Genomic DNA, 24,788 nt, shown 5'->3' with positions numbered 1-24,788 from the left:
CCGTCCCCTCGACCCCTATTGGGGCTCCGCCCCTCGCCCCCGCACAGGGTGTGCGCGCACCCTCCGCTCGTTCCTCGCTCCGGGCACCCGCCCCCCTGGCAGAGGGCTCCGCCCCCCGCACCCCCCGCGAGGGACTCCGTCCCCTCGACCCCTATTGGGGCTCCGCCCCTTGCCCCCTTGGTGGCTGGGGTTTCTGGGTTGGGGTGGTTAGGGTGCGGTCTGTGGATGGAGTGACATTGCGGCGCGGGGATGGGCACGTCGCCGAGATCGTTCTGGATCGGCCCGAGGCCCTGAACGCGCTGTCTACGGCCATGGCGCGGCGGCTGGCGGATGTGGGGGCCGAGGTCGCGGCGGACGCGGGTGTGCGGGCGGTGGTGCTGAGCGCTGCGGGCGAGAAGGCCTTCTGCGTGGGCGCCGACCTCAAGGAACGCAACGCGATGACGGACGCCGAGATCCTGGCGCAGCGGCCGGTGTTCCGGGCCGCGTTCGGCGCGATCCTGAACCTGCCGCAGCCCGTGGTGGCGGCGGTGCACGGGTACGCGCTGGGCGGCGGGTGCGAGTTCGCGCTGAGCTGCGATCTGATCGTGGCCGACGAGTCGGCGGTGTTCGGGCTGCCCGAGGTGGGCGTGGGGCTGGTGCCGGGCGGCGGTGGTACGCAGCTGGCGCTGCGGCGGCTTGGCCCTGGCCGGGCGGCCGATCTGGTGTTGACCGGCCGCCGGCTGGGCGTCGACGAGGCGCTGGAGTACGGGCTGGTCGACCGGCGGGTGCCGGCCGGGTCCGTCCGCGAGGAGGCGCTGGCGATCGCGGGGACGATCGCCGGGAACTCTCCCGTCGCCGTCCGCGCCGCCAAGCGCGCCCTGCGGCTCGGGGACGGGGTGGGCCTGGACGCCGGCCTCGACATCGAGGACAACGCCTGGCGCACCGCCGTCCTCTCCCCCGACCGGCGCGAGGGCATCGCCGCGTTCAACGAGAAGCGGAAGCCCGACTGGCCCGGCTAGTGCTCAGCCCGTGTTCTGCAGGCCCGCCGCGACTCCGTTGACGGACAGGAGCAGCAGTTCCTCCAGGTGGGCGCGTTCGGTCTCGTCCTGGACGCCGTCGCGGAGCGCGGCCAGGGCGCGGAGCTGGAGGTGGGAGAGCGCGTCCACGTACGGGTTGCGCAGCTCGACGGCCCTGGAGAGGACCTTGCGGTTCTCCAGCAGGCGGGTGTGGCCGGTGGTCGCCAGGACCAGCGAGCGGGTGCGGTCGTACTCGGCCAGGACGGTCTCGGTGAGCTCCGGGCGGCCGCCCAGCGCCAGGTAGCGCTCGGCGATCGCGCGGTCGGACTTGGCCAGGCTCATCTCGGCGTTGTCCAGCAGGGCGCCGAAGAGCGGCCACGCCTCGTACGCCTCGCGGAGCGCGTCCAGGTCCTCGCCGTCCGCGGAGACGGCGGCCAGGCCGCTGCCCAGGCCGTACCAGCCGGGGAGGTTCACGCGGGTCTGCGTCCAGGCGAACACCCACGGGATGGCGCGCAGGTCCTCCAGGCCCTTGGCCGCCTTGCGGCGGGCGGGGCGGGAGCCGATGCGCAGTTCGGCGATCTCCTCCAGCGGGCTGACCCGGGCGAACCAGGCCGCGAAGCCCTCCGTCTCGATCAGCGAGCGGAACGCGGCGCGGGCGGCGTCGCTGAGCTTGTCGGCCAGCGGCCGGTAGCGGGCGGCGGCGCTGCGGGCCCGGTCCTGGACGGCGTCGGTGGACGCCAGCAGGACGGCGTTCGTCACCTGCTCGACATGGCGGCGGGCGATCTGCGGCCGGCCGTACCTGGCGAAGATGACCTCGCCCTGCTCGGTGACCTTGAACCGGCCCGCGACCGAACCGGGCGCCTGCGCGAGGATCGCGCGGTTGGCGGGACCACCGCCGCGGCCGAGGGAGCCGCCGCGGCCGTGGAACATCGTGAGCTTGACGCCGTTGCGGGCCGCCCAGCCGGTGAGAGCCTCCTGCGTGTCGTACAGGCGGAGGGTCGCGCTGGCGGGGCCGAGCTGCTTGGCGGAGTCGGAGTAGCCGAGCATCACCTCCAGGCGCCGTCCCGTGTCGGCGAGGCGCTTGCGGACGGCCGGGATCGCGAGCATGCCCTCCAGGACCTCGGGGGCGCGCTCAAGGTCCTCGCCGGTCTCGAAGAGCGGGATCACGTCCAGGACGGGCGCCCGGTCACCGAGGGAGGCCGCCAGCTCGTGCACATTGGCGATGTCCTCGGCCGTGCGGGTGAAGGAGATGATGTAGCGGCTGCACGCCCGGACGCCGAAGCGGTTCTGGATCCACGCGACCACGCGGAGGGTCTCCAGGACCTCCTCCGTCATCTCGGAGTACGGGCCGCCCGCGCGGACCTCGGCGAGGGCCTTCTCGTGGATCTCCGAGTGCTGGCGGATCTCCAGCTCGGCCAGGTGGAAGCCGAACGTCTCGACCTGCCAGATCAGGTGCTGGACGCTCCCGTACGCCTGGCGCGGCGCCCCGGCCTCGGCCAGCGACTCCTGGACGAGGCGGAGATCGGCGAGCAGGTCGTCGGGCGAGGCGTAGGCCAGGTCGGCGTCGCGCTCGCGGGTCGCGGCGACGCGGGCCGCGGCGTACAGGAGGAACTGCCGGTGCGGCTCTCCGGGGGAGCGCTTGGCGATGTCGCCGATGCGGGCCGGGTGGGCGGTACGGGCCGCCGCGAGCGCCTCGCGCAGGGCGGGCGAGGGCGGCGTGGTCGCCTCGTACAGGGTCAGCTCGCGGCCGATCCGCCCGCAGGCGGCCTCCAGCGCGCGCAGCACGTGCTCCGCCTGGATCATGACGGCGTCCCGGGTGACCTGCGCGGTCACGTACGGGTTGCCGTCCCGGTCGCCGCCGATCCAGCTGCCGAGCCGGACGTACGGGCGGGCCTGCGGCGGCTTCACGCCGGTGCCCTCGGGGTCGAGCGCGCGGTCCAGGGAGCGGTAGATCTCCGGGACGACCCGGAAGATCGTCTCGTCGAAGGCGGCCATCGCGGTGCGGACCTCGTCCAGCGGGTCCATCTGGGTGTGGCGGCGCAGGGCGGTCCGCCAGAGGAGGTCGATCTCCTCGCGGAGCCGCCGTTCGAGCTCGGCGGCCTCGCTCGCGCCGGGGGCCTCGTTCAGGCTGGTGAGCAGGTCGCTGATCCGCTGGATCGCGGTGACGACGGCGCGGCGGCGGGCCTCGGTCGGGTGGGCGGTGAAGACCGGCCGGAACTCCAGGCCCTCGACCACCTCCGCCAGCCGGCCCGGCCCGGCGGTCCGCCGGATCCGCTCGACGGCGGCGGGCACGGAGCTGGGCACGGTCTCGTCCCGGGTGTCGCGCTCCCGCAGCGTGCGGATGCGGTGGTGCTCCTCGGCCAGGTTGGTCAGATGGAAGTAGACGGTGAACGCCCGCGCCACCTGCCCGGCGCGCTCCAGCGTCCAGCCCTCGACCAGGGACGCGACCTCGCCGCTGTCGATCTCGCCGCGGCGGGCGGCGATGACGGCGTGCCGCAGCCGTTCGACGTCGTCCAGCAACTCCTGGCCGCCGTACTCCACGAGCCCGTCGCCGAGCATGGCGCCGAGCAGCCGTACGTCGCGGCGCAGCGGTTCGGGCATGTCCTGCCGGAGGGTGTCGCGCGTGTTGGTAGCCACGGCCCCAAGGTTATGGGTCCCGCGTAACGGGATCCCGCGCGGAACCGCCGATCAGCGGCCGGTTACCCTGACCGGCATGGCGATGGAAGCTCCTGAACCCGCGGCCGAGATCGACGTCCACACCACCGCGGGCAAGATCGCGGACCTGGAACGGCGCCGGTACGAGGCCGTCCACGCGGCGTCCGCACGCGCGGTGGAAAAGCAGCACGCCAAGGGCAAGATGACCGCCCGCGAGCGGATCGAGGCGCTGCTGGACGACGGCTCGTTCGTCGAATTCGACGAGATGGCCCGGCACCGGTCGACGAACTTCGGCCTGGAGAGGAACCGGCCGTACGGCGACGGTGTGGTGACCGGCTACGGCACGGTCGACGGCCGGCACGTCGCGGTGTTCAGCCAGGACTTCACGATCATGGGCGGCTCGCTCGGCGAGGTCTACGGCGAGAAGATCTGCAAGGTCATGGACCACGCGCTGAAGACCGGCTGCCCGGTGATCGGGATCAACGAGGGCGCCGGCGCGCGGATCCAGGAGGGCGTGGTCGCGCTCGGCCTGTACGCGGAGATCTTCAAGCGGAACGTGCACGCGTCCGGCGTCATCCCGCAGATCTCGCTGATCATGGGGACCACGGCCGGCGGGCACGTGTACTCCCCGGCGCTGACCGACTTCATCGTCATGGTCGACCAGACCTCGCACATGTTCATCACCGGCCCGGACGTGATCAAGACGGTCACCGGCGAGGAGGTCACGTTCGAGGAGCTGGGCGGCGCGAACGCCCACAACTCCCGCTCCGGCGTGGCGCACTACCAGGGCACGGACGAGGAGGACGCGCTCGAGTACGTGAAGGCGCTGGTCTCCTACCTGCCGTCCAACAACCTCGCCGACCCGCCGGTGTTCGACGTCCCGGTGGACCTGGACGAGCTGGACGAGGAGCTCGACTCCCTGATCCCGGACTCGCCGAACCAGCCGTACGACATGCGCACGGTGATCGAGCACGTGCTGGACGACGGCGAGTTCCTGGAGGTCCAGGAGCTGTTCGCGCCCAACATCGTGGTCGGCTTCGGCCGCGTCGAGGGACGCTCGGTCGGCGTGGTGGCCAACCAGCCGATGCAGTTCGCCGGGACGCTCGACATCCACGCCTCGGAGAAGGCCGCGCGGTTCGTGCGGACGTGTGACGCGTTCAACATCCCGGTGCTGACGTTCGTGGACGTGCCCGGCTTCCTGCCTGGCACCGACCAGGAGTGGAACGGCATCATCCGGCGCGGCGCCAAGCTGCTGTACGCCTACGCCGAGGCCACCGTCCCGCTCGTCACCGTGATCACCCGGAAGGCGTACGGCGGCGCGTACGACGTCATGGGCTCCAAGCACCTGGGCGCCGACATCAACCTCGCGTGGCCGACCGCGCAGATCGCGGTGATGGGCGCGCAGGGCGCGGTGAACATCCTGTACCGGCGCGAGCTGGCGGCGTCCGACGACCCGGACACGCGGCGCGCCGAGCTGATCACCGAGTACGAGGACACGCTGGCCAACCCGTACATCGCGGCCGAGCGCGGCTATGTCGACGCGGTGATCAAGCCGTCCGAGACCCGCGGCCAGATCGTCCGCGCGCTGCGCTCGCTGCGCGAGAAGCGGATGACGCTGCCGCCCAAGAAGCACGGCAACATCCCGCTGTGATCCGCGTACGACCCGTGCAGGTGAAGGAGGACGCGTGAGCCAGGAAGGCGCTGCGGGCGGTGACCGGCCGTTCCTGCAGATCGTGCGGGGGGACGCGACGCCCGAGGAGGTCGCCGCGCTGGTGGCGGTGCTGACCGCCCAGGCCCGCGCGGCCGCGGGCGGCGGCGGGCGGGGCGAGCCGGACGTGTCCCGGTGGGCCGACCCGTCCCGGCTGGTCCGCGATCCGGCGGGCGCGGCGGTCCGGCCGCGCGGCCCGCGCGCGTGGCGGGCGAGCGCCCTCCCGCGGTAGCGGGCAACGGCCGGGAGAACGACCGGAGGCCGCCCGGCGCGGGCCCGTCCCAGGACGGGCGCCACGCCGGGCGGTCGCGTTCCGGGGAGGTTCTCCGGCGACGCACGGTCACGCCCGACACCGGGGTCACATACGCCGCGTAACGTGGCGTAACGCACACCAGGCGGGTGTGGCGGGCGGGCGTACGGCGACGCCGAGGGGAGATGTAACCGTGGTTCGCCCCCAGGAACGGGCCCGGCACGAATAAGGTGAAAGGCCATGGCCACCTCGGAGTTCGTCCCTCAGCCCGCGCGATACGCCGTCTTCGTCGACGCGGGGTACCTCTACGCGGCCTCTGGGGCGCTGCTTCTCGGCTGCGGCTCGCGGCGCGAGTACCGCGTCGCCGCGGAGAAGTTGATCAAGGCATTGACCAGCCATGCCGACGACCAGTTGCTCGGTGAGTTGCTGCGGGTCTACTGGTTCGACGCGGCGCCCAAACGGCAGCCGACCGTCGACCAGCGCGTGATCGCCAACCTGCCCCTGGTGAAGCTGCGGCTGGGCAACCTGAACGCCCAGGGCCAGCAGAAGGGCGTGGACGCCCAGTTGCGCGCCGACCTGGAGGCGCTGGCCCGGCACCGCGCGATCACCGACGCGGTGCTGCTGGCGGGCGACGAGGACATGCTGCCCGCCGTGGAGGCCGCGCAGCGGTACGGCGTCCGCGTCCACCTGTGGGGCGTGGAGCCGACCCACGGTTCCAACCAGGCCGAATGGCTGGTCTGGGAGTCCGACACCGTCGAGGTCCTGCCCGCCGACTTCCTTCGCCCGTACTTCACTAAAGCCAAGGTGCTCCCCGTTCCGGCCACCGCGCCCGCCGCGCGCGAGCCCGTCGCCGCCCCCGGCCGCTCGCCCGTACCGTCGCCGTCGCAGGTGTTCGCCGGCCGGACCCCGGCGGTCAAGCCGTCGCACACCGCCGCGGGCGTCCGCGCCGGCGGCGTCCCGGCGGGCACCGGGATCCCCGCCGCCCCGGCCGGGACGGTCGCCGCCCAGGCCAACTCGCACGGCGCCATCACCCACGCGGAGGGCCGGCTCGGCCCCGACCGCGACCACATGCTGGAGATCGGCGAGCATGTCGCGCAGAAGTGGCTGTTCGAGCGCGGCCGCGACAACATCCGCGACCTCCTGCCCGGCCCGATCCTGCCGCCTGTGATCGACAAGGAGCTGCTGATCGAGGCGGAGAAGGAGCTCGGCGGCTCGCTGCGCCCGTACCAGGAGGCCCGCACCTGGCTGCGGGACGGCTTCTGGGAGCGCGTCTACCGCGAGTTCGGCATCGGGATCGGCAAGTCCGGCTGAATCGCGCGTCCGGGACCGCCGCCACCGCGTGTTGTGATGATCCGTGCACGGGGAGTGCGCGAGCCGGTACAGTCCCGCCGTGATGGGGGCATCTCGTGGACCGCGCCGCCGCCGGGTTCCGGCGGCGCTCGCCGCTGCGGCGCTGGCGGCGGCCGCGTGCGAGTCGCCGGTGCCGTTCCACCGGCCCGGTGAGGGCGCCCCGGACGCCCCGGTGATCGCCGTCGGCGGCGCCGCGCCCGGCACGCTCGACCCCGCGGCGACCCCTTCCCCGGGCGCGCCGCGCTCCGCGACCGCGTCCGGCGCCGCCACCAACGTGTACGCGGCGACCGGCCCCGGCATGCTCGCCCCCGGCGCCGCCGCGCTCCCGCCCCGCGTGTACGTGCCGAACGCCGCCACCGGCACCGTGGACGTCCTCGACCAGACCACCGCGCGGCTGCTCGGCCGGGTCCGCACCGGCGGCGCGCCGTCCCTGGTCGTCCCCGCCTGGAACCTGCGGCGCCTCTGGGTGTACGACCTGGCCAACGGGTCCGCCGCGACGCTCTCGCCGCGCTCGGCACGGCCCGGCGGGACGCTGCGGATCCTCCGCCCCGGCCCGCCGTACTTCGCCCCGGACGGCCGCGAGGCGTACGTCCTGGCGGGCCGGCACGCCCGGCTCGACGTCCGGCACCCGCACACCATGGAGCCCCAGGCGAGCCTGCGCCTCCCCTGCGCGGGCGCCGCGAGCGCCGACTACTCCGCCGACGCCGCGTCCCTGGTGGCGTCCTGCCCCGCCGCCGGCCGGCTGGTCCGGGTCGCCCCGGCCCGCCGCGCCGTCACCGCGACGGTACGGCTGCCCGCCGGCTCACGGCCCGGCGACGTGCGGCTGCTGCCGGACGGCTCGGCGTTCCTGGTCGCGGACTCCGCCAAGGGCGGCCTGTGGCGGATCGACGCCACCACCCTCCGCCCGGCCGGCTTCATCCGTACCGGGCCGGGCGCGCGCGGCCTCGTCCTCGGCCGCCGCGCCGCCCGCGTGTACGTCGCCGGCACCGACGGGACGGTCTCGGCAGTCGACCTCGCCACCCACCGCGCCACCCGGCTCTGGCGCACGCCGAGCGGGCACGCCCCGCTCCCCGGCGGCGTCTCCGCGGACGGCGCCACGCTCTGGCTGTCGGACCCGGCCGCCCGCACGGTGCACGCCGTGTCGACCCGCACGGGCCGCACCCTCCACACCATCACCGTCGGCGGCCACCCCGGCCCCCCACTCGTGTACCCCCAACCGGCCCGCCACTCCCTAGGCGGCCCAGGCCTCTACCGCTGACCCACCGACCACCGGTCATCAACGGCTGACGCGCCGACGGGCGGCCATCCACCGCTGACCGGCCGGCCGGCGGCCTTCAACCGCTGACTCGCTGACCGGCGGCCTTCTACCGCTGGCGTGCCGGCCGGCGGTCATCTACCGCTGACTGGCTGACCGGCGGCCGTCGGTGCGACTGTCGGGCCGCTCGCAAGGCGCTTCGTCCGTCAGGGCGGCGGCGCGGCGGCTCGCTAGCGGGCGACGGCGTGGCGCCATTGGGGGACTAGTTCCTCCACTAGCGCCTCGGTCTCGGGCTGGAGTTGGTCGAGCATGGGGTCGCGGCCTATGCGGTTGCGCAGTTCGTCCACGACGACCCTTACCTGCGCCTCGTCGCCCGCGGCGTGGGTCGCGCGGAGCAGGTCGCGCCACAGGCCCTCGTCTTCGGGGGCCAGGCGCAGGCCGGCGCGGGCGGCGCTGATCGCGCCGCGGATGTCGCCCTCGTCGAGGCGCAGCACGACCAGGCGGTGCGCCACGTCGATGACGCGGGCGGTGGCCTCGTACTCCAGGTCGTCGGTCACCAGCCAGCCGTACCGGCCGCGAGGGCGGCCCGCCAGCACCGGGCCGCGCACCAGGTCGAGCGCGTACGCCATGTACGCCGTCTCCGACGCGGGCTCGGCCGCCGATCTCCAGACGAGCCAGCGGAACACCGCCCAGTCGACGCGGACCTCCGAGCCCAGCTTGATGCGGCCCCGGTCGTCGTAGTACAGGTTGGGGCGGCCGCGCGCGTCGCGGCCCAGCCAGTCCGACACGCGCGCCACGCAGGCGTCCCGCACCCCGGCGGTGACGCCGCGCGGCCAGACGGCGCCGCCGAGCACGGTCGGATGGACGCCGCCCGGATGCGTCGCCAGGTAGACCAGGACCTCCGTGCACAGCGCGCGGCGGCTCTCGTCCATCGGGCCCGGCGCGTCCACCTCGATCGGGCCCAGCAGCCGGATGTCGACCGACGACCGCTGCGCGCCAGGCCCGCCCTCCGACAGCGGGCCGTCGCCCGGCTCGGGCAGCGGCACCGACTCCGTGCGGGACGCGGTGTGGAACAGGTCGGCGATCGCCCGGTAGTGCTCCTCCGGGACGAGCTGCGCGACCACCTCGAAGCCGAGCACGCCCGCCTGGAGCCGCCCGTCCTCGTCCACCTCCCACGTCCAGGTGGCGCCCTGCACCTCGCCGGGGACCAGATGGCCGGCCGCCATCCGGGTGCCGGTACGGGCAAGCGCGACCAGCCGGTCGGCCTCCCGTTCGGACGGCTCGTCCGCCATGATCAGGTAGTGCGGCATCCACGCCTCGCCGAACACCCCGCGGCTGCGTCCGGTGAGCACCGAGTCCACGCCGGACGCGGCGAGCGCCTGCCGCACCTCCTCGCCGCGCCCCTCCAGCTCGGGCAGCGCGTCCGCGAGCGTCGGCACGGTGCGGATCCGGTCGGGCGCGATCTCGGCGAGGTTCTCGCCCAGTTCCCCGCCGAACCCGACCAGCGTGATCCGCATGTGGTCGGACCAGCGGTTGGTGGCCAGCTCCAGCGCGATCGCGGCCAGCACGTCGCGCCGGGTGTCCGCGGGCCCGCGCAGCGCGATCAGGCCGTGCGCGGCCTCCAGGTCGACCAGGATCCGGCCCCCGGGCCCGTTCGCGGAGGCGCTCGTGCCGATCGAGACCAGCCCCGGGTACGGGGCCAGGACCTCGCTCAGGTCGGCGGCCTCCAGCGCGGGCAGCGCGTCGGCGTGCAGCCGCCACACCTGCCCCTCGTCGTGACTCTGCCAGGGCGCGGGCGGGTTGCGGTCGGCGGGCGCGATCCACAGGTCGAGGCCGCCGGTGCCGAGATGGACGCCGTACACCGTGGGCAGCGCCCGGCCGCCCGCCGCCATCGACTTCGACAGGTGCCGCAGGCCGAGGTCGAGCAGCCGTGCGCCGTCGTCGTCGGCACCGATCCGCAGCGCCCGCTCGGCCGTCGCGGCCGCGCCCTCCGGACGCGGGATCATGTGCCCGAACGCGCGGTTCCACATCTGCTCGCGGCGCCGCCGGCCGAGCGCGCTCAGCACGCCCGCCGCGAGCAGCGACGCCGCCGCCAGCCCCTCCGACCATTCGAGGTCGAACGGCAGCGGCGCCTCGTCCGCCTGCGCCCGGTCGCTTCCCGGAACGCTCGCGCTCCCCGCGTCCCCGCCCAGCTCCCGGCCGGGCGCCTGCGGCTGCGGCTTCGCCTCCGGTTCCTTCTCGGGCTGCTTCGCGGGCTGTTCGGGCTGCTTCTCGGGCGGAGGGACGTTCGCGCCCGGAATCTGCGCGCCGGGCTGCTCCGTCCCCTGCCCCGTCTCGGGTACGGGCTCCGGCTCCGGTACGGGTTCCGGCTCGGGCTCCGGTCGCGGCTCGGGCGCGGACCGCTCCGGCTGCGGCTCGGGTTCCGGCCGCGGCGGCTCGGGCTTCTCGTCCGGTACGGCGCGGCCGTGCCGGAAGTAGTCGTTCAGGTCCTCGACCGGGACGACCTGCGCGTGCTTGGCGTCGGACGGCATCTCCAGGATCCAGCCCGGCCGGATCAGCGACGCGATGCTCAGCCGGCTGCCGTCCGGCTGGATGTGGCCCTTGTTGAGCGCGAAGATCTCCTTGTACCGGCGGCCCTCGCCCAGGCACTTGTCGGCGATCTCCCACAGGCTCTCGTGGTGCCGGCCCTGGGGCGGGTTCACCCGGTAGATCTTGGTGGTCTCGGCCTTCTCCATCGGCTGCGCGGCCGGCGCCTGCGCGGGCGCCGCCTGCTGCTGGACGGGCTGCTGTTGCGGCGGCGCGGCGGCCAGCGGCCGGAACTCCTGCGATTGCGTCTGCGCGGGCCGCTGGTACAGCTCGCGCCCGGAGAACGCGGGCATGATCGTCGTGGTGGCGGTGAACAGCAGCAGTGCCGCGACCACCAGCCGGTGCACCAGCGACTGCGTCCCGCCCGCCAGCGGCACCCGCGCCGGGACGCCGACGCCGCGGATCCCCGCGTACACCTCGACGACCGCGCACAGCGCCAGCTGGAGCCACGCCAGCCAGACCAGCGCGACCAGGATCGGGATCAGCATCCCGTCGCCGACCGGCTGCGTGAGGTCCGACAGCTCCGGTACGCGGTCGGGGATCGGGGACCCGAAGAACGTCAGCAGCGCGAACGGCACGCCCACCAGCAGCGCCGCCAGCGCCAGCAGCGCCCCCAGCCCGGTGAGCACGTCCATCGGGGTGCGCCGTGCCCGTACCCGCACGGGCTCGGGCGCGCCGTACCCCAGGCGCCGCCCGGAGGCGTCCCGGACGCTCTCGGGCCGCCTGCCGCCTGCATGCCGTGGTGTCGTCATCGGATACCTACTGATCTCCGTCGGTCACCGGTTGGGCGGACGCCGTCGAGGTCATCGTAAACTCGCCCAGCCCCGGCACGATGCCCAGCAGCTGGGCGCGCACGGTGAGCTGCACGGTCACGTCCACCTGCTCCTCGTCGGCCGCGCAGCGGGACGCGGTGATGTCCTCGCCGTAGTCGGCCAGCAGGTCGCAGGCCGCGGCCCTGGCCCGGTCCGGGGCGATGACCGGCTCCCCGGTACGGCGCAGCTCGGCCGTGTCGATCTCGTTCGCGCCCGCGCGGGCGGCCTGCTCGGCCATGTCCGCCGCGCGCTGCCGGGCGTGGATCGCCAGGCCGCCGTCCACCAGCAGCCCGGCCAGCAGGAACACCGCGGGCGTGAACAGGACGACGTACATCGCGATCGTCCCGCGGTCCCCGTCGTGGCGGCGCCTCATCCCGCGTCCCCGCCCCGGTAGGTGAACGTGTCGATCGGCGCCAGCGCGCGGCCGCTCAGCGACTTGCTGCCCGGCAGCCCGATGAACGACAGGTCGGCCAGGTCCACGTCGCACGTGATCGTCACGGCGACCCGGCCGCCCGGCCCCCACCGGCTGGTGTCGGTGACCACGGTCGGGCCGCTCGCGCACCAGTCGTGCCCGTTCAGGTTCGCGGTCGCCGCCTCCTGCGCCAGTTGCTCCGCGCCGCCGGCGCTGCGGGCGATGGACGCGGCGCGGACGGCGTCGCGCGCGGCGCCGTCCACCTGGCTCTGCGCGTCCACCATCCGGCCGCCCGCCGCCAGCAGCATCAGGAAGATGACGAAGAGCGGCGTGACCAGCACCATCTCCATGGACATGGACCCGCGCTCGCCGGAGTCCGGGCGCGCGTTCACCGGGCGCCTCCCTCGCAGGCGACGCCCTCGCCGACGTCGGGGCGGAAGCATTCGATGGGGCCCTGGGAGCGCTGCTCGACGCGGAACGTCATGAACGGGATGACGCGCACGGCCTCGCCGCTCACCTCGACCCAGCGCTGGTCGCCGGCCTCGCCGGTGCGCACGTCCAGCCCGGTGAGCAGATTGCGGCCGATCTTGCGGACGTCGCCGGCGGCCTTCTCCTGAGCGGCGCCCTCCCAGCCGCCGCCGACCGGTGCCGTACGGGCCACCCGGGCGCCGGACTGCGCGGCCGCCAGCGCGACATGGCGGGCGTGGTAGACCATCGCGAACTGGACGACGGCCAGCATCACCAGGATCAGGATCGGCGTCAGCAGCGCCCACTCCATCGAGGACGCCCCGCCGTCGCGGCGGGACACGGGCGGGCGGACCACGGGCGCTACTCCGTCCGGATGCTGTTGGCCTTGTTGACGATCAGGTTGCGGATCGTCGCGCCGATGGTGATCGCGATGACCGCCAGGATCGCGGTGATGATCGCCCATTCGATCGCCGAGGCCCCCCTGGTGCGGTCGGTCTCGTTCCGGAGCCGGTCGATCCGGCTGCCGAGCAGGGCCCGCAGGTACACGACGGCCGGGTCGTTCCATGGATTCAACGGACCCATCAATCCTCCTTCGAGGGATCGGTGTCATTCACGCCGCCATCACTCTCATGAGGGCGGGGTAGGCGAGGAAGACGAGGAACGCGGCGCAGAGCAGGAGCTGGGCGACGAGCATCGACTGGGAGCGTTCGCCGGCCTTGCCCTCCAGCTCCGACAGCTCGCGGCTGCGCATGGACGCGGCGCGGGCGGACAGCGACTTGCGGATCTGGGCGCCGTCGTCGGCGACCAGCGACAGCGCGCCGGCCATGTCGCGCAGCTCGGCGATGTCGAGCTCGTCGCCGAGGCCGCCGAGCGCCTGCCACGGCGTCTGGCCGGTGATGCGGGCGTTGGCGAGCGCGTCCCGGATGCGGTGCATGGCCCAGCCCTCACCGACGCCGGCCGCGGTCATCAGCGCCTCGGGGACGCCGCGGCCGCCGGCGAGGTTCATCGAGACCAGGTCGAGGAACGCGCCGACGACGTGCCGGAAGTCCTGCCGCCGGCCGGCCGCCTCCTGCCGCAGCTGCATGTCGGGGAAGAAGAAGAACAGCACGGCGAAGAACACGCAGATCCACGCCGGGATCTGGAACGAGGCGCCGAGGCCGAGCAGCGCGAAGTACGCCACCACGACCGGGATGAACAGCAGCGCCGCGGCGGGCAGCAGGAACTTGGTGGCGAGGAAGCCCTCCAGCGACCGCTCGGTGATCGCGAGGTCGGCGCGGTACGAGCGCAGCCGCCAGCCGCGCGCCTCGCAGTAGCGGACCAGCTCCTTGCCGACGCGGGAGCGGAGCGTGCCGACCTTGTCGAGCGTCGGCGAGACGCGGCCGGCCCGCGCGTCCTCCAGGTCGCGGCGGCGGGCGGCGTCGAACGCGGCGAGCCGCGCGGTCAGCCCGGGACGCGACGGGAACAGCGCGCGGAACAGCAGGTAGAGGCCGGCGCCCACGAAGGCGCCCGCCAGCAGCGGACCCGTCACGCCGAACCACCCCGATCCGAAAGCGCGGCCCCGTCATGGTCACACGCGCACGTCACGGCGCACCACCCCCGCCGCCCGCGTCCGCCGCGTGCCGCCCGCGCAGCCCTCCGGCCTTCGACTGCCACCCGGCGACCGTGCTGGGCACCTCGCCCGGGACGCCGGGACGGTCCGCGCGGGTGAGGAAGCGGCTCGGCATCTCGTACTTCGCCAGCCGCCGCAGCCACACGAAGCCCGCCCCGTACAGCGCGATGACCAGGCACAGGACGAGCTGGCCGAGGAAGTCGTCGTACGGCTCCACGTAGGAGTGGTTGAAGACGGCCAGCCCGATCGCCGTGCCGACCGAGACGCCGACGACGATGCGGACGCTGCGGCGGGTGGCGCGCCGGTCGGCCTCGACGCGGCGGCGCATGTCGAGTTCGGCGCGGGCGGATCCGGCGAGCGCGCCGAGCATGTCGCGCAGGCCGGGGCCGCGCAGCTTGGCGTTCAGGATCAGCGCGGCGACGACCAGGTCGGCGGACGGGTCGTCGAGGTCGTCGGCGAAGCGGCGCAGCGCCTCGGGCATCGGCACGCGCGTGTGGAGCCGGTCGACGAGCGTCCGCAGCGGCTGCTGGAGCACGGGCGCGGACGCGCGCAGCGACGCGGGGATCGCCTGCTCCAGGCCGACGGCGCCGGCGATCGTGTCGCGCAGCGACTCGGTCCAGGCGGCGAGGGCCTCCAGCCGCGCGATGCTGCGGCGCTCCTCGGCCGCGCCGCCGGCCAGGCCGTTCCAGGCGAGGACGAGCACGCCGGTGCCGGCGGCGGCGATCGGCCAGCGGGTGACGACCAGTACCGCGATGCCGACGATGACGGCGAGCGCGGTGCGGGTGCTGAGCGTCCTGACGAGGTCCTCGCGGCTGCGGAGCCGGGCCTGGCCGCCGCCGGGCCGCGCGGGCAGCCCGCGGATCGCCAGGACGAGCACCAGCAGGCCGCCGCCGGCCAGGCCGCCGGCGAGGACGGCGAGCATCATGTCGGGCGCGTACACCGGCTACCAGCCCCCCGCCGCGACGGGGTCGTACCCGAACTCGGCCAGCTCGTCGGCGCAGGAGATCGGCGCGGCGGGCACCGCGGTGCCGTCCGGGCCGAGCGCGAACACCTCCGACGACAGCACCCGGTTGTCGACGCCGGTCACCTCGCGGACGCTGGCCACGAACCGGCGCAGCCGGCCGCCGCGCGCGTACTCGTTGCGCTTCTCGATGAACACGACGAAGTCGATCGCGCCCGCGATGAGCATGTGCGTCGCCTCGACCGGGAGCCGCTCCTCGGACTGGATCGCGTACGTCGCGATGCGGTTGAAGACCTCCATCGAGGAGTTGGCGTGGATGGTCGACAGCGAGCCGTCGTTGCCCTGCGTCATCGCGTTCAGCATCGTGACGATCTCGTCGCCGAGGACCTCGCCGACGATGACGCGGGACGGGTTCATGCGCAGCGAGCGGCGGACGAGCTCGGCCATCGAGATCGCGCCCTGGCCCTCGGAGTTGGGCAGCCGCTGCTCGAACGCGACGCAGTTCGGGTGCAGCTCGGGGAACGCGTCCAGGCCCAGCTCCAGCGCCCGCTCGACGGTGATCAGCCGCTCGTGCGCGGGGATCTCGTTGGCGACGGCGCGCAGCAGCGTGGTCTTCCCGGCGTTGGTCGCCCCGGCGATCATGATGTTCTTGCGGGCGTGCACGGCGGCCCGGAAGAACGCCCCGATCTCCGGGCTGAACGTGCCGTTGCCGACCAGGTCGGACAGGAACACCTTGCCCATGCGGGCGCGGCGGATCGACAGCGCGGGCCGCAGCGTCACGTCCATCACCGCCGACAGCCGGGAGCCGTCGGGCAGCCGCAGGTCGAGCTGCGGGTTCGCGGAGTCGAACGGGCGCGACGACAGCCCGCTGTAGGCGGCGAGGATCTGGATCAGCTCGACCAGCTCCTCGTCGCTCTCGGCGACCGGCTCGCCCATGACCTCGCGGCCGTCGGCGTACCCGATGAAGACCCGGTCGCAGCCGTTGACGTCGATGTTCTCGATCTCGGGGTCCTCCAGCAGCGGCTGGAGCCGGCCCACCCCGAACAGCGCCGCGTGCACGCCCGCGGCCAGCGCCTCCTCCTCCTCGGCGTTCGGCGGGCGGCGGCCGGAGGTGATCTCGCCGCGCGCGTACTCCTCCAGGACCTGGCCGATCAGGGCGCGCGCGAACTGCCGCTCGTCCTCCCCCGACATCGGGGGCAGCCCGTTGGCGGCGTCGAGCCGGCGCTGCTGCGCGAGCCGGTCGCCGACCTCCTGGCGCAGCCGCTTGACGAGCCCGTGATCCACCTACCGGCCCCCTTCCTGGTACTGCGGCGCGGGCGGCCGGACCGCCTCGTCCCGCGCGTGCGCGCCCTGCGTGTACGGGTCCTGCGCGTGCGCGCCCTGCGCGGGCGGGTCCTGCGTGTACGGGCCTTGTGTGTACGGGCCTTGCGTGTACGGGCCCTGCGTGTACGGGTCCTGGGCGTGGCCGGCCTGCGGGGGTACGGGCGCGGCGGTGCCGAGGCGGCCCACGAGCGTGCCCGCGACCTCGCGCGCGGAACGGATCAGCAGCGACCGGTCGAGCCGCCCGCCCCAGCGTCCCGACAGCATCTCCGCGCCCTTGGGGTCGAGCGCGAGCCCGCCGAGCACGGTGACCTGCGGCGGCGCGGGTCCGGGGTCGGCGGCCGGCACGGTCCCGTCCGGCGCGCGCAGCCGGTGCTGGGCGCCGGCGACGATCCGGTCGACCTCGGCGATCGAGGCGCGGAAGTCGCGCGGGTCGGCGAGCACGACGACGCCGATGGGCGGGCCGCCGCGCAGCTCGGCGGCCAGCGCCGCGACGCGCTCGCGCAGGTGCGCGACCTGCTCCAGGGTGGCGCGGGTGAACAGCACGACCATGTCGGCCTCGCGCATGAGGTCGTACAGCGGGGTGCCGGCGCCGAGCCGCCCGCAGTCGGCGAGCACGTCCACCGGCGCGAGCCCGGCGAACGCCCGGCCCAGCGGCCCCCACAGCCACGTCATGCCGCGCGCCTGCTCGGCGCTGGTGATGCCGACGAGGACGTCGAGGCCGCCGACGAGCCGCTGGCAGTGCTCGGCGATCTGGTCGGGGCGCAGCCCGCGGCGCGCGGTGGCGGCGAGGCTGAGCAGCCCGCGGGACGGGTTGAGCATGCCGCCGTCCTGGCCCCGCCCGCCGCGCGCCGCGTCCTCGGCGGCGGCCGGGAGCCGGTAGACGAGGTCGCCGCCCGCCTGGTCGCATTCGGCGACGAGGACGGGGCGGGGCCAGACGGCGCCCAGGGCGACGGCGGCCGTCGTGACGCCCGGCGCCCCCTTGTCGGCCGCGAGCGCGATGAGTGCCACGGTCAGTTACCGCCAGTGCCGTTCGAGGGCGGGGAGCCGTTCTGGCCGGGCGTCTGGCCCGGCGTCTGGCCGTTCTGCCCGTTCTGGCCGGGCGTCTGGCCGCCGGTGGGCGGCGGGCTCTGGGACGCGCCGGTCTCGGGGTCGCCGCCGCCGGTGTCGGCCGGGGGCGGCGGCTGCGCGCCGCCGCCGCTCACCTTGGTGCCCTCGGGGATCAGCGCGATCGCGATCGATCCGGCGGAGGCGGCCTGGGTGACCTGCGCGGCCTCGCCGGGCGGCACGGCCACGTCCACGCTCGTCTGGTCGCCGCGCAGCCGCTGCCGGTCGCCGCCCGCCGACACGCCGATCACGATGGCGTCGGCCGACAGGACGGTGCCCGCGCGCGGGCCGCCGCCGTTGCCGCCGCCGACCGCGTACAGGCTGACGCGCTTGCCGGTCTCCAGCCCCTGGGACGGGAACTGGCCGGGCTTGAGCGCCAGGCCGACCACGACGCGCCCCTTGGCGGCGTCGTCGGCGGCGCTGACCATGCCGTTGGTGAGCAGCGCGCCGCGCACGAGCGGGACGGCGGCGTACGCGCGCGCGACCCGTTCGCGCTCGGTCCAGTTGATGTAGTAGGCGGTGCCGGTGTCGCTGACCTGGACCTCTTCGAGGGCGTTGAGCGGGATGCGCTGCCCGGCCGCGACCGGCTGCGCGATCCGGATCGCCGAGACCCGCTGCCCGCTGGCCATCACCAGGTAGGCGCTGGTCAGCGCGCCGCCGAGGATGAGCAGCACGGCGAGGGCGGCGAGGGCGGGCTTGCGCTCGCGCGGCGCGGCCGGCAGCCGCTGGCCGCCGGAGGCGCCGAGCCCCGAGCGTCCCAGGCCCTGCCCGTGCTTGCCCTGCTGGTCGGCGCCGCCCGCCGGAGTGGTCGCGACTCCGCCCGTGACGGCCGGCTGGTTGGACTTCATCGCACTGCCCACGCGCTCCTTCCCCGCCCCGCGCGGCTCGCCACCCGCGAGATCCCCGCATCCACCGGGCGATCCATGCTCGCGGTGCGGGCGATGCCGCGTCAATGGATTCCGAAAGGTGAAGCACGCCCGTAACGTGATGTATCCCGATGACCTGCCGGGACGGCGGCCACTTCCGTTCTTACGGGCAGTCACAGGAACCACTGACTACTCCGGAGTCTCACCTCTGGTTCAGATTCATATATCGCGTTGGTGAGGCGGGGGCCGCCGTTCGGAACGAGCGTGGAACGGGCGTGGAACGACCGGCCCGGGTGCGCGCCATCCGCCCGCCCCGGCGCGTTCCGGATTATTAAGCTGGCCCGGACGGCTGCGATGGAGGGCTCGAATGCGGATCTCGTTCACGGCGCTGACGGGCCGGGGGCCCCGGGACGTCGTGATCGACGTCGATGACGAGATGACCGTCGACGGCGTCGCCCGGTCGCTTTCCACCGTTCTAGACGGACCCGGCGGACACGACGGACCCGATGGACTCGGCGGAAAGGCGCAGGCCGGCCGTTCCGAGCCGCTGCGGCCGCGCTTCACGAAGGCGGCGCTGCCCGTGATGGCGGCCGCCGCGACCCGGCCGGTGGAGCGCCGCGAGCCGCACGCGCTGTGGATGGACGGGCGGATGCTCGACCCGCAGGCCCGCGCCGTGCGCGAGCTCCGGGACGGCGCGGTCGTGGCCGTCGAGCAGCGCGCCGCCGCCGCGACCGTCCTGGCCGAGCCGTCCGGGCTGATGGAGGTCCGGGTCGTGACCGGCCCGGCCGCCGGGTCGGTGCACCGGCTCGGGCTCGGCGCGAGCACGCTCGGCTCCGGGAACGACGTGGACGTCTCGATCCCCGACCCGGCCGTCCCGGCCCGCGCGCTGCGCGTCACGGTCGGCCGCGGCACGGTCGAGGTCGAGGGCGCCGCCGGGGCGCTGCTGGACGGGGAGCCGCTGGCCGGTACGGCCGTGTGGCCCGCCGGCGGCATGCTCGCCGTCGGCTCCAGCATCCTGACGATCGCGCCGAGCGCCGCCCCCGACACCCACCTGGAGCCGCTCCCCGACGGCGGTCTCGCGTTCAACCGGCCGCCGCGCCTGAACCCCGCCGGGCGCGGCCGCCGCCTGGAGGTGCCCAAGCGTCCGGAACGGAACCCGCGCGAACGGCTCCGGCTCTTCGGCGCGCTGCTGTTCTCCGCCTTCGGGCTGGTGATGGCGTTCGCGCTCGGGCAGTGGTGGTGGGCGCTGTTCGCGCTGGCGTGGCCGCTGATGACGCTCGGCGAGTGGATCGGCGACCGGATGCACGGGCGCAAGTCGTACAAGAAGGCGCTGAAGGAGTACCAGAGCAGGGCGGCGGAGTTCGGCGGCGCGCTCGACCGGCTGCGCCGCGAGGACCAGGCCGAGCGGCGCGCGGCCCATCCCGACCCGGCCGAGGTGCTGCTCACCGCGACGGGCCCGCGCCGCCGCCTCTGGGAGCGGCGCGCCACCGACCCCGACGCCCTGCACCTGCGGCTGGGCGTGGCCGACCTGCCCGCGCGCATCGAGCTGGCCGGGGGCGCCGGGACGGCGGGGAGCGGCGTGCCGGACCCCGAGCTGGGCGACGTCCGGGTCCCGACGGCCCATCTCGTGCCGGTCGCGCTGCCGCTGCCCGAGCTGGGCGTCGTCGGGCTCACCGGGCCGCGCCCCGCGTCGCGCGCGCTCGCCCGCTGGATGGTCGCGCAGGCCGCCGTGCTGCACAGCCCCCGCGACCTCGCGATCGTCGTGCTGAGCGCCGACCAGGGCGCCGGGGACGAGTGGAACTGGGTGCGCTGGCTGCCGCACAGCACGCCGCGCGAGGGCGAGGAGTGCACCGCGCTGGTGGGGACGGACCCCGAGTCGGTCGCGCACCGCGTCACCGAGCTGGCGATCCGCGTCACCGAACGGCGCCGCGCCGCGCAGGCGTCCGCGAGCTTCTTCGGTACGGACGGGCAGGCGAAGGCGGCCGAGGCGGTCCCGTACAACATCCTCATCGTGCTGGACGGCGCGCGCGCCCTGCGCCGCGTGCCCGGGATGCCGATGCTGCTCTCGCGCGGCCCCGAGTACGGGCTGTACGCCATCTGCGTCGACGACGAGGAACGCCTGCTGCCCGAGGAGTGCACGGCCGTCGCCGCCTGGGACCCCGACGGTCCCGAGACGGTACGGCTGCGCGGCCAGGGACTCGACGTCCTCGGCCCCATCCTGGCGGACCAGGTGTCGCCCTCCTGGACGGACCGCGTGGCGCGTTCGCTCGCCCCCGTACGGGACGTGTCGCGCGAGGACGCCGAGGAGGCGATCCCGACCGACGTCAGGCTCCTGGACCTGCTCGGCATGCCCGACCCCAAGGCCGAGCACGTCCTGGCGTCCTGGGCGCGTACCGGCGGACGCACCACCCGCGTCCCCATCGGCCTCGGCACGGACGGCGTCCACGAGGTGGACCTGAGCCGGGACGGGCCGCACGGCCTGATCGCGGGGACGACCGGCGCCGGCAAGTCCGAGCTGCTGCAGACGCTCATCGCGTCCCTCGCCGTGGCCAACCGGCCGGACGAGATGACGTTCGTGCTCATCGACTACAAGGGCGGCGCCGCGTTCAAGGACTGCGCCGAGCTGCCGCACACCGTCGGCATGGTGACGGACCTGGACGGCCACGCCACCGAGCGCGCCCTGGAGTCCCTCGCGGCCGAGCTGCGCCGCCGCGAGGAGATGCTCCTCGAAGCGGACGCCAAGGACATCGACGACTACAACGACCTGCGCGCGTCCGCCGCGGGGTCCGCCGAGGAGTCCGCCGCGGGGTCCGGCCTCGCCCCCATGCCGCGGCTCGTGCTGGTCATCGACGAGTTCGCGGCGATGGTCGCCGAGCTGCCCGGCTTCGTCGCCGGGCTGGTCGACATCGGCCGCCGCGGCCGCTCCCTCGGCGTCCATCTGATCCTGGCGACCCAGCGCCCCGCCGGGGTCGTGACCGCCGACATCCGCGCCAACACCAACCTGCGCGTCGCGCTCCGCGTCACCGACCCGGACGAGTCCGCCGACGTGCTGGACGCGCCCGACGCGGCCCACATCTCCAAGTCGGCGCCCGGCCGCTGCTACGTCCGCTCCGGAGCCGCCGAGCTGCACGCCGTCCAGTCGGCGCGGATCGGCGGGCGCCGTCCCGGGTCGCGCGCCGACAGCCGCGCGACCGTCCTGCCCGTGCCGTGGCAGGGCCTCGGACGCCCGCTGCCCGCCCCGCGCGAGCCGGCCGACGACGCCGGCACGATGGTGACCGACCTGGCCGTCCTCGTGCAGGCGGTCGGCGAGGCGGCGCGCCGCTCCGGCATCCCGCGCCGGCCGTCCCCGTGGCTGACGCCGCTGCCGGACCAGGTCAGGCTCAAGCCGCGCACGGCCGCCGGCGGCTCGGTCGTGGACGTCCCGCCGATCCCGTTCGGCATCACCGACCTGCCGGCCGTGCAGTCGCGCGAAGCGCTCACCCTGGACCTCGCCGGCGGGGGGCATCTCTACCTGGCCGGTTCGGCGCAGTCGGGCCGTTCCACGGCCCTGCGCACCATCGCGGGGTCCCTGGCGGGCGGCTGCTCGCCCTATGACGTGCACCTGTACGCGATCGACTGCGGCGCCAACGCGCTCCTGCCGCTGGTCTCGCTCCCCCACTGCGGCGCCGTGGTGAGCCGCGACCAGCTCGACCGCTGCGAGCGCCTCCTCACGGCCCTCGCCACCGAGGTGGCCCGCCGCCAGCAGCTCCTCGCCGAGGCGGGCTTCGCCTCCCTGACGGAGCAGCGCGCCGCCGTGGCGGCGACCGACCGCCTCCCCTGGATGGTCCTCCTGCTCGACCGCTGGGAGGGCTTCCTCGCCGCGTTCGAGAACTACGACTACGGCCGCCTGGTGGACGCCGCCCTGCGCCTCCTGCGCGAGGGCGCCGCCGTCGGGCTGCGCGCCGTCTTCACCGGTGACCGCACCGGCCTGAGCGGCCAGATCTCCACCGTCTTCGACCGCCGGCTGATCCTGCGCATGGCCGACCCGAACGACTACGGGTACGCGGGCGTCCAGGAGAAGCAGGTCCCCGCCGCGATGCCGCCGGGCCGCGCCCTGGAGCTCCTCACCCCCGGCGCGCCCCTGCGCGAGTCCCAGATCGGCCTCCTCGGCGACGACCCGTCCGGCACGGCCCAGGTGGCCGCCCTCCAGGAGCTGGCGCGCACGTCCGTGAGCCGCTACGGCCGCCTGCCCCGCAAGCAGCGCCCCATCCACGTGGACGAGCTGCCGGTACGGGTCACGTACCGCGAGGCGATGGCCCTCGACCAGGACTTCCTGGCGCCGTCCGCCCTCTGGGCGCTCGTCGGCGTCGGCGGCGACACCCTCGCCCCCGCCGGCATCGACCTCCTCCACGACGGCCCCGGCTTCGCCGTCGCGGGCCCGCCGCGCTCGGGCCGCTCCACGACGCTCCGCACGATCGTGCACTCGCTCCTGGACCCGGCGGTCGGCGGCGGGCTCGTCCCGGTCGTCCTCATCACCCCGCGCCGCTCCCCGCTGCGCCTGCTGGCGGGGCGGCCGGGCGTCCTCGGCGTCCTCACCGGCGAGTCCGGCACCGACGACCTCCTGGACGCGATCGGCGACGAGCACCGCTACGTCGTCGTCGCGGACGACGCCGAGCTGCTCGACGAGACGGAACTGGACGACGCCCTCCGCGACGTCCTCCGCACGGCGCGCGACGGCGAGCACGCGGTCGTCATCGGCGGTACGACCGAGGACCTGGGGCGTGGCTACCGGGGCTTCCTGTCCGACACCAGGCGTTCCCGTTCCGGCGTCCTGCTCTCGGTCGACTCCCCTGACGACGGCGAGATGTTCGGTCTCCGGCTGCCCCGCAACGCCCCCTTGGGCGGGCCCACCGGGCGCGGCCTGTTCGTCGTCACGGGCGCGACCACGCAGATCCAGGTGGCGCTGCCGCCTCCGGTCAGCGGAGAATCCGCAGACAGGGGCTCCGCACGGTGACGAGCACGCCGGCGTCCCGCTCCCCCGGCAGCAGCTCGACCACGAACCCGTCGGGGTCCGCGAAGAACGCCTCGTTCTCCCGCCCGACGGCCTCGCCGCGCTCGTCCAGCTTCCCGGCGAGCCGGTCGACCGTCTCCTGCCCGCGTTCCGCCGCGAGGGTCGTGACGACCTCCACGGTCCCGCTCCCGGGCGGCTCGACGAGCCCTTTCGCGCGTCCCGCGTAGATCCAGCAACCGCCCTGCCGTGCGCGCACGTACGGCCGCGCTCCTGCCCCGGCGACCTCTCGCAGCCGCCCCATGGCCCGCCGCTCCGCCTCCTGCCGGCTCAAGGGGGCGAAGCGGTCGACGTACTCCGCGTACCTCTTCGCGGGCGCGTAGTACTCGGGAGCCATCCCCATGCACCAGCCGCCCGTGCCCACACCCACCACGATCCACCCGGAGATCAGCCCCATCCCCAGCCAGTACGGCCCGTACATCAGCACCGTGGCGCCGCCCATCAGGCACGCGATCGCGCACACGATGGCCACCGCGTACACCAGCGTCAGCGGCGGCGGCTTGGGCATCCACTGGCGGTCGGGCGCCATCCCGAGCCCCAGCGGCCACAGCAGCAGCGGCATGGACAGCAGCACGCACACGGCCGCCGCGAGCAGCACCCCGCCCAGCCACCGCCAGAAATCACCCACCCTCCGGACATACGCCCGCCCCTCCCGCACGGCAAGCGCCGGGCGCCGCGGTGGGCGCCGGAAAGTGGCCTGGTTCGGCCGCGGCATGGCGATCAAGCGGCGCCGGCCGCCGGACGGCCCGGTCCGGCGGCCGGCTAGGCCGATTCGGCGCGCGCGTCCAGCATGGCCTCGAAGACCTCGGCCAGTTCCCGCGCGTCCTCGCCCGCGTGGTGGGTGTGGGGCAGGCCCTCCAGCTTGAGGGTCTGCTTGATGATGCTCTTGCGGGAGCTCACCCACTCGCAGCCGCGCATGCCCATCCAGTAGCTGCGCATGTCGATGCCGGCGCCGCTGGCGCTGAACGGGCTCTTGCCCAGGAAGCGCAGGAAGTACCAGTGGACGAACATCCCGTCGAAGACGGCGGGTCCCGCCAGGAACACCGGCCGGCCGATCTTCCGCAGCCCGTTGATCCACTTCGCCGCGGCGGCCATCGCCTCCTCGGCCGCCGGCGCCTCCCGCAGGAGCCGGTCGCGGTCGAGGGCCGAGACCGCCAGCGCCTCCGGCACGAAGTCGTCGGAGATCGGCCGCAGCTCCGTGTAGAAGCCCAGGTCGGGCCGCCCGACGACCGCCATCCCCAGCGAGATCATGCTGTACGGCCCGGGGATCGGCCCGTCCGCCTCCACGTCGACGGCGATGTACAGCTCCGGGAGTCTCGGCGGTTTCGGGGGCTTGTCCATGGCGCCGGACGCTAGCCGCGCACCGCACGCCCGTCCATCGAATTAT

The 24,788-nt window shown here is 74.8% G+C and carries 19 protein-coding genes; 6 read left to right on the top strand and 13 right to left on the bottom strand.

Features of this window, described 5'->3' with window-relative positions; genetic code table 11:
* Nucleotides 1–230 precede the first annotated feature (230 nt).
* Nucleotides 231–998, top strand: coding sequence for an enoyl-CoA hydratase-related protein (locus AB0881_RS24330; protein WP_366620165.1), 768 nt, complete (start codon nt 231–233; stop codon nt 996–998).
* Between the two features lie 3 nt (nt 999–1,001).
* On the opposite strand, the gene AB0881_RS24325 is transcribed toward AB0881_RS24330, so the two are convergent.
* On the bottom strand, nt 1,002–3,596 hold the full coding sequence (locus tag AB0881_RS24325; RefSeq protein ID WP_366620163.1) for a phosphoenolpyruvate carboxylase: 2,595 nt from the start codon (nt 3,594–3,596) through the stop codon (nt 1,002–1,004).
* Nucleotides 3,597–3,708: 112 nt separating this feature from the next.
* Between AB0881_RS24325 and AB0881_RS24320 the strand changes: the two genes are divergently transcribed.
* The 4 genes from AB0881_RS24320 (at nt 3,709) to AB0881_RS24305 (ending at nt 8,216) form a co-directional block, all read left to right on the top strand.
* A complete protein-coding gene (locus tag AB0881_RS24320; RefSeq protein ID WP_366620155.1) occupies nt 3,709–5,301 on the top strand; it encodes an acyl-CoA carboxylase subunit beta in 1,593 nt (530 codons plus the stop codon).
* Nucleotides 5,302–5,335: 34 nt separating this feature from the next.
* A complete protein-coding gene (locus tag AB0881_RS24315) occupies nt 5,336–5,590 on the top strand; it encodes an acyl-CoA carboxylase subunit epsilon (protein ID WP_366620154.1) in 255 nt (84 codons plus the stop codon).
* A 258-nt stretch (nt 5,591–5,848) separates the two neighbouring features.
* The gene (locus tag AB0881_RS24310) at nt 5,849–6,919 is read left to right on the top strand and encodes an NYN domain-containing protein (RefSeq protein WP_366620152.1); all 1,071 of its coding nucleotides are present in this window, start codon (nt 5,849–5,851) and stop codon (nt 6,917–6,919) included.
* An 82-nt stretch (nt 6,920–7,001) separates the two neighbouring features.
* Nucleotides 7,002–8,216 carry a YncE family protein gene (locus tag AB0881_RS24305; RefSeq protein WP_366620150.1) on the top strand — a complete coding sequence of 405 codons (1,215 nt, stop codon included), beginning with the start codon at nt 7,002–7,004 and terminating at the stop codon, nt 8,214–8,216.
* A gap of 227 nt (nt 8,217–8,443) precedes the next feature.
* On the opposite strand, the gene AB0881_RS24300 is transcribed toward AB0881_RS24305, so the two are convergent.
* Genes AB0881_RS24300 through AB0881_RS24255 form a run of 10 tightly spaced genes read right to left on the bottom strand, consistent with a single transcriptional unit; the run spans nt 8,444 to nt 18,348 of the window.
* On the bottom strand, nt 8,444–11,551 hold the full coding sequence (locus AB0881_RS24300; RefSeq protein ID WP_366620148.1) for a bacterial transcriptional activator domain-containing protein: 3,108 nt from the start codon (nt 11,549–11,551) through the stop codon (nt 8,444–8,446).
* Nucleotides 11,552–11,558: 7 nt separating this feature from the next.
* Nucleotides 11,559–11,984 (bottom strand): pilus assembly protein TadG-related protein, encoded by a 426-nt coding sequence (locus AB0881_RS24295; protein ID WP_366620146.1) that lies wholly within the window; start codon nt 11,982–11,984, stop codon nt 11,559–11,561.
* The gene (locus AB0881_RS24290) at nt 11,981–12,415 is read right to left on the bottom strand and encodes a TadE/TadG family type IV pilus assembly protein (protein WP_366620144.1); all 435 of its coding nucleotides are present in this window, start codon (nt 12,413–12,415) and stop codon (nt 11,981–11,983) included. The genes AB0881_RS24295 and AB0881_RS24290 overlap by 4 nt, the downstream gene beginning before the upstream one ends.
* Nucleotides 12,412–12,846: a TadE family protein gene (locus AB0881_RS24285; protein WP_366620142.1), complete on the bottom strand. Its 435-nt coding sequence runs from the start codon at nt 12,844–12,846 to the stop codon at nt 12,412–12,414. Before AB0881_RS24285 ends, AB0881_RS24290 begins: the two co-directional genes overlap by 4 nt.
* A gap of 5 nt (nt 12,847–12,851) precedes the next feature.
* Nucleotides 12,852–13,073: a hypothetical protein gene (locus tag AB0881_RS24280; RefSeq protein WP_366620141.1), complete on the bottom strand. Its 222-nt coding sequence runs from the start codon at nt 13,071–13,073 to the stop codon at nt 12,852–12,854.
* A gap of 28 nt (nt 13,074–13,101) precedes the next feature.
* Nucleotides 13,102–14,019, bottom strand: coding sequence for a type II secretion system F family protein (locus AB0881_RS24275; RefSeq protein WP_366620139.1), 918 nt, complete (start codon nt 14,017–14,019; stop codon nt 13,102–13,104).
* A 52-nt stretch (nt 14,020–14,071) separates the two neighbouring features.
* Entirely contained in the window at nt 14,072–15,040 is a 969-nt protein-coding gene (locus AB0881_RS24270) for a type II secretion system F family protein (RefSeq protein WP_366620137.1), read from the bottom strand.
* Nucleotides 15,041–15,043: 3 nt separating this feature from the next.
* Complete coding sequence (locus AB0881_RS24265) at nt 15,044–16,345, bottom strand: ATPase, T2SS/T4P/T4SS family (protein ID WP_366620135.1); 1,302 nt, start codon at nt 16,343–16,345, stop codon at nt 15,044–15,046.
* Nucleotides 16,346–17,392, bottom strand: a complete 1,047-nt coding sequence (locus tag AB0881_RS24260; RefSeq protein ID WP_366620133.1) for a hypothetical protein — start codon at nt 17,390–17,392, stop codon at nt 16,346–16,348.
* 2 nt (nt 17,393–17,394) lie between these two features.
* Nucleotides 17,395–18,348, bottom strand: a complete 954-nt coding sequence (locus AB0881_RS24255; RefSeq protein ID WP_366620132.1) for a hypothetical protein — start codon at nt 18,346–18,348, stop codon at nt 17,395–17,397.
* A 373-nt stretch (nt 18,349–18,721) separates the two neighbouring features.
* On the opposite strand from AB0881_RS24255, the gene AB0881_RS24250 reads away from it, so the two are divergent.
* Nucleotides 18,722–23,347: an FtsK/SpoIIIE domain-containing protein gene (locus AB0881_RS24250; RefSeq protein ID WP_366620130.1), complete on the top strand. Its 4,626-nt coding sequence runs from the start codon at nt 18,722–18,724 to the stop codon at nt 23,345–23,347.
* Here AB0881_RS24250 and AB0881_RS24245 read toward each other — a convergent pair.
* Together AB0881_RS24245 and AB0881_RS24240 are read right to left on the bottom strand one after the other, a co-directional pair.
* Nucleotides 23,310–24,029 (bottom strand): hypothetical protein, encoded by a 720-nt coding sequence (locus AB0881_RS24245; protein ID WP_366620128.1) that lies wholly within the window; start codon nt 24,027–24,029, stop codon nt 23,310–23,312. The genes AB0881_RS24250 and AB0881_RS24245 overlap by 38 nt on opposite strands.
* A gap of 134 nt (nt 24,030–24,163) precedes the next feature.
* The gene (locus AB0881_RS24240; RefSeq protein WP_366620127.1) at nt 24,164–24,742 is read right to left on the bottom strand and encodes an exonuclease; all 579 of its coding nucleotides are present in this window, start codon (nt 24,740–24,742) and stop codon (nt 24,164–24,166) included.
* Between the last annotated feature and the right edge of the window lie 46 nt (nt 24,743–24,788).

The organism is Spirillospora sp. NPDC029432, from assembly GCF_040703975.1.
Lineage (GTDB): Bacteria > Actinomycetota > Actinomycetes > Streptosporangiales > Streptosporangiaceae > Spirillospora.
The sequence above is the reverse complement of the archived record's forward strand: the minus strand, read 5'-3'. Positions and strand labels throughout refer to the sequence as shown.

Coding starts and splice junctions, on each gene's coding strand:
- AB0881_RS24300 (WP_366620148.1), bottom strand. CDS start 11,551: ATGACGACACCACGGCATGCAGGCGGCAGGCGGCCCGAGAGCGTCCGG.
- AB0881_RS24325 (WP_366620163.1), bottom strand. CDS start 3,596: ATGCCCGAACCGCTGCGCCGCGACGTACGGCTGCTCGGCGCCATGCTC.
- AB0881_RS24320 (WP_366620155.1), top strand. CDS start 3,709: ATGGCGATGGAAGCTCCTGAACCCGCGGCCGAGATCGACGTCCACACC.
- AB0881_RS24295 (WP_366620146.1), bottom strand. CDS start 11,984: ATGAGGCGCCGCCACGACGGGGACCGCGGGACGATCGCGATGTACGTC.
- AB0881_RS24305 (WP_366620150.1), top strand. CDS start 7,002: ATGGGGGCATCTCGTGGACCGCGCCGCCGCCGGGTTCCGGCGGCGCTC.
- AB0881_RS24250 (WP_366620130.1), top strand. CDS start 18,722: ATGCGGATCTCGTTCACGGCGCTGACGGGCCGGGGGCCCCGGGACGTC.
- AB0881_RS24280 (WP_366620141.1), bottom strand. CDS start 13,073: ATGGGTCCGTTGAATCCATGGAACGACCCGGCCGTCGTGTACCTGCGG.
- AB0881_RS24310 (WP_366620152.1), top strand. CDS start 5,849: ATGGCCACCTCGGAGTTCGTCCCTCAGCCCGCGCGATACGCCGTCTTC.
- AB0881_RS24240 (WP_366620127.1), bottom strand. CDS start 24,742: ATGGACAAGCCCCCGAAACCGCCGAGACTCCCGGAGCTGTACATCGCC.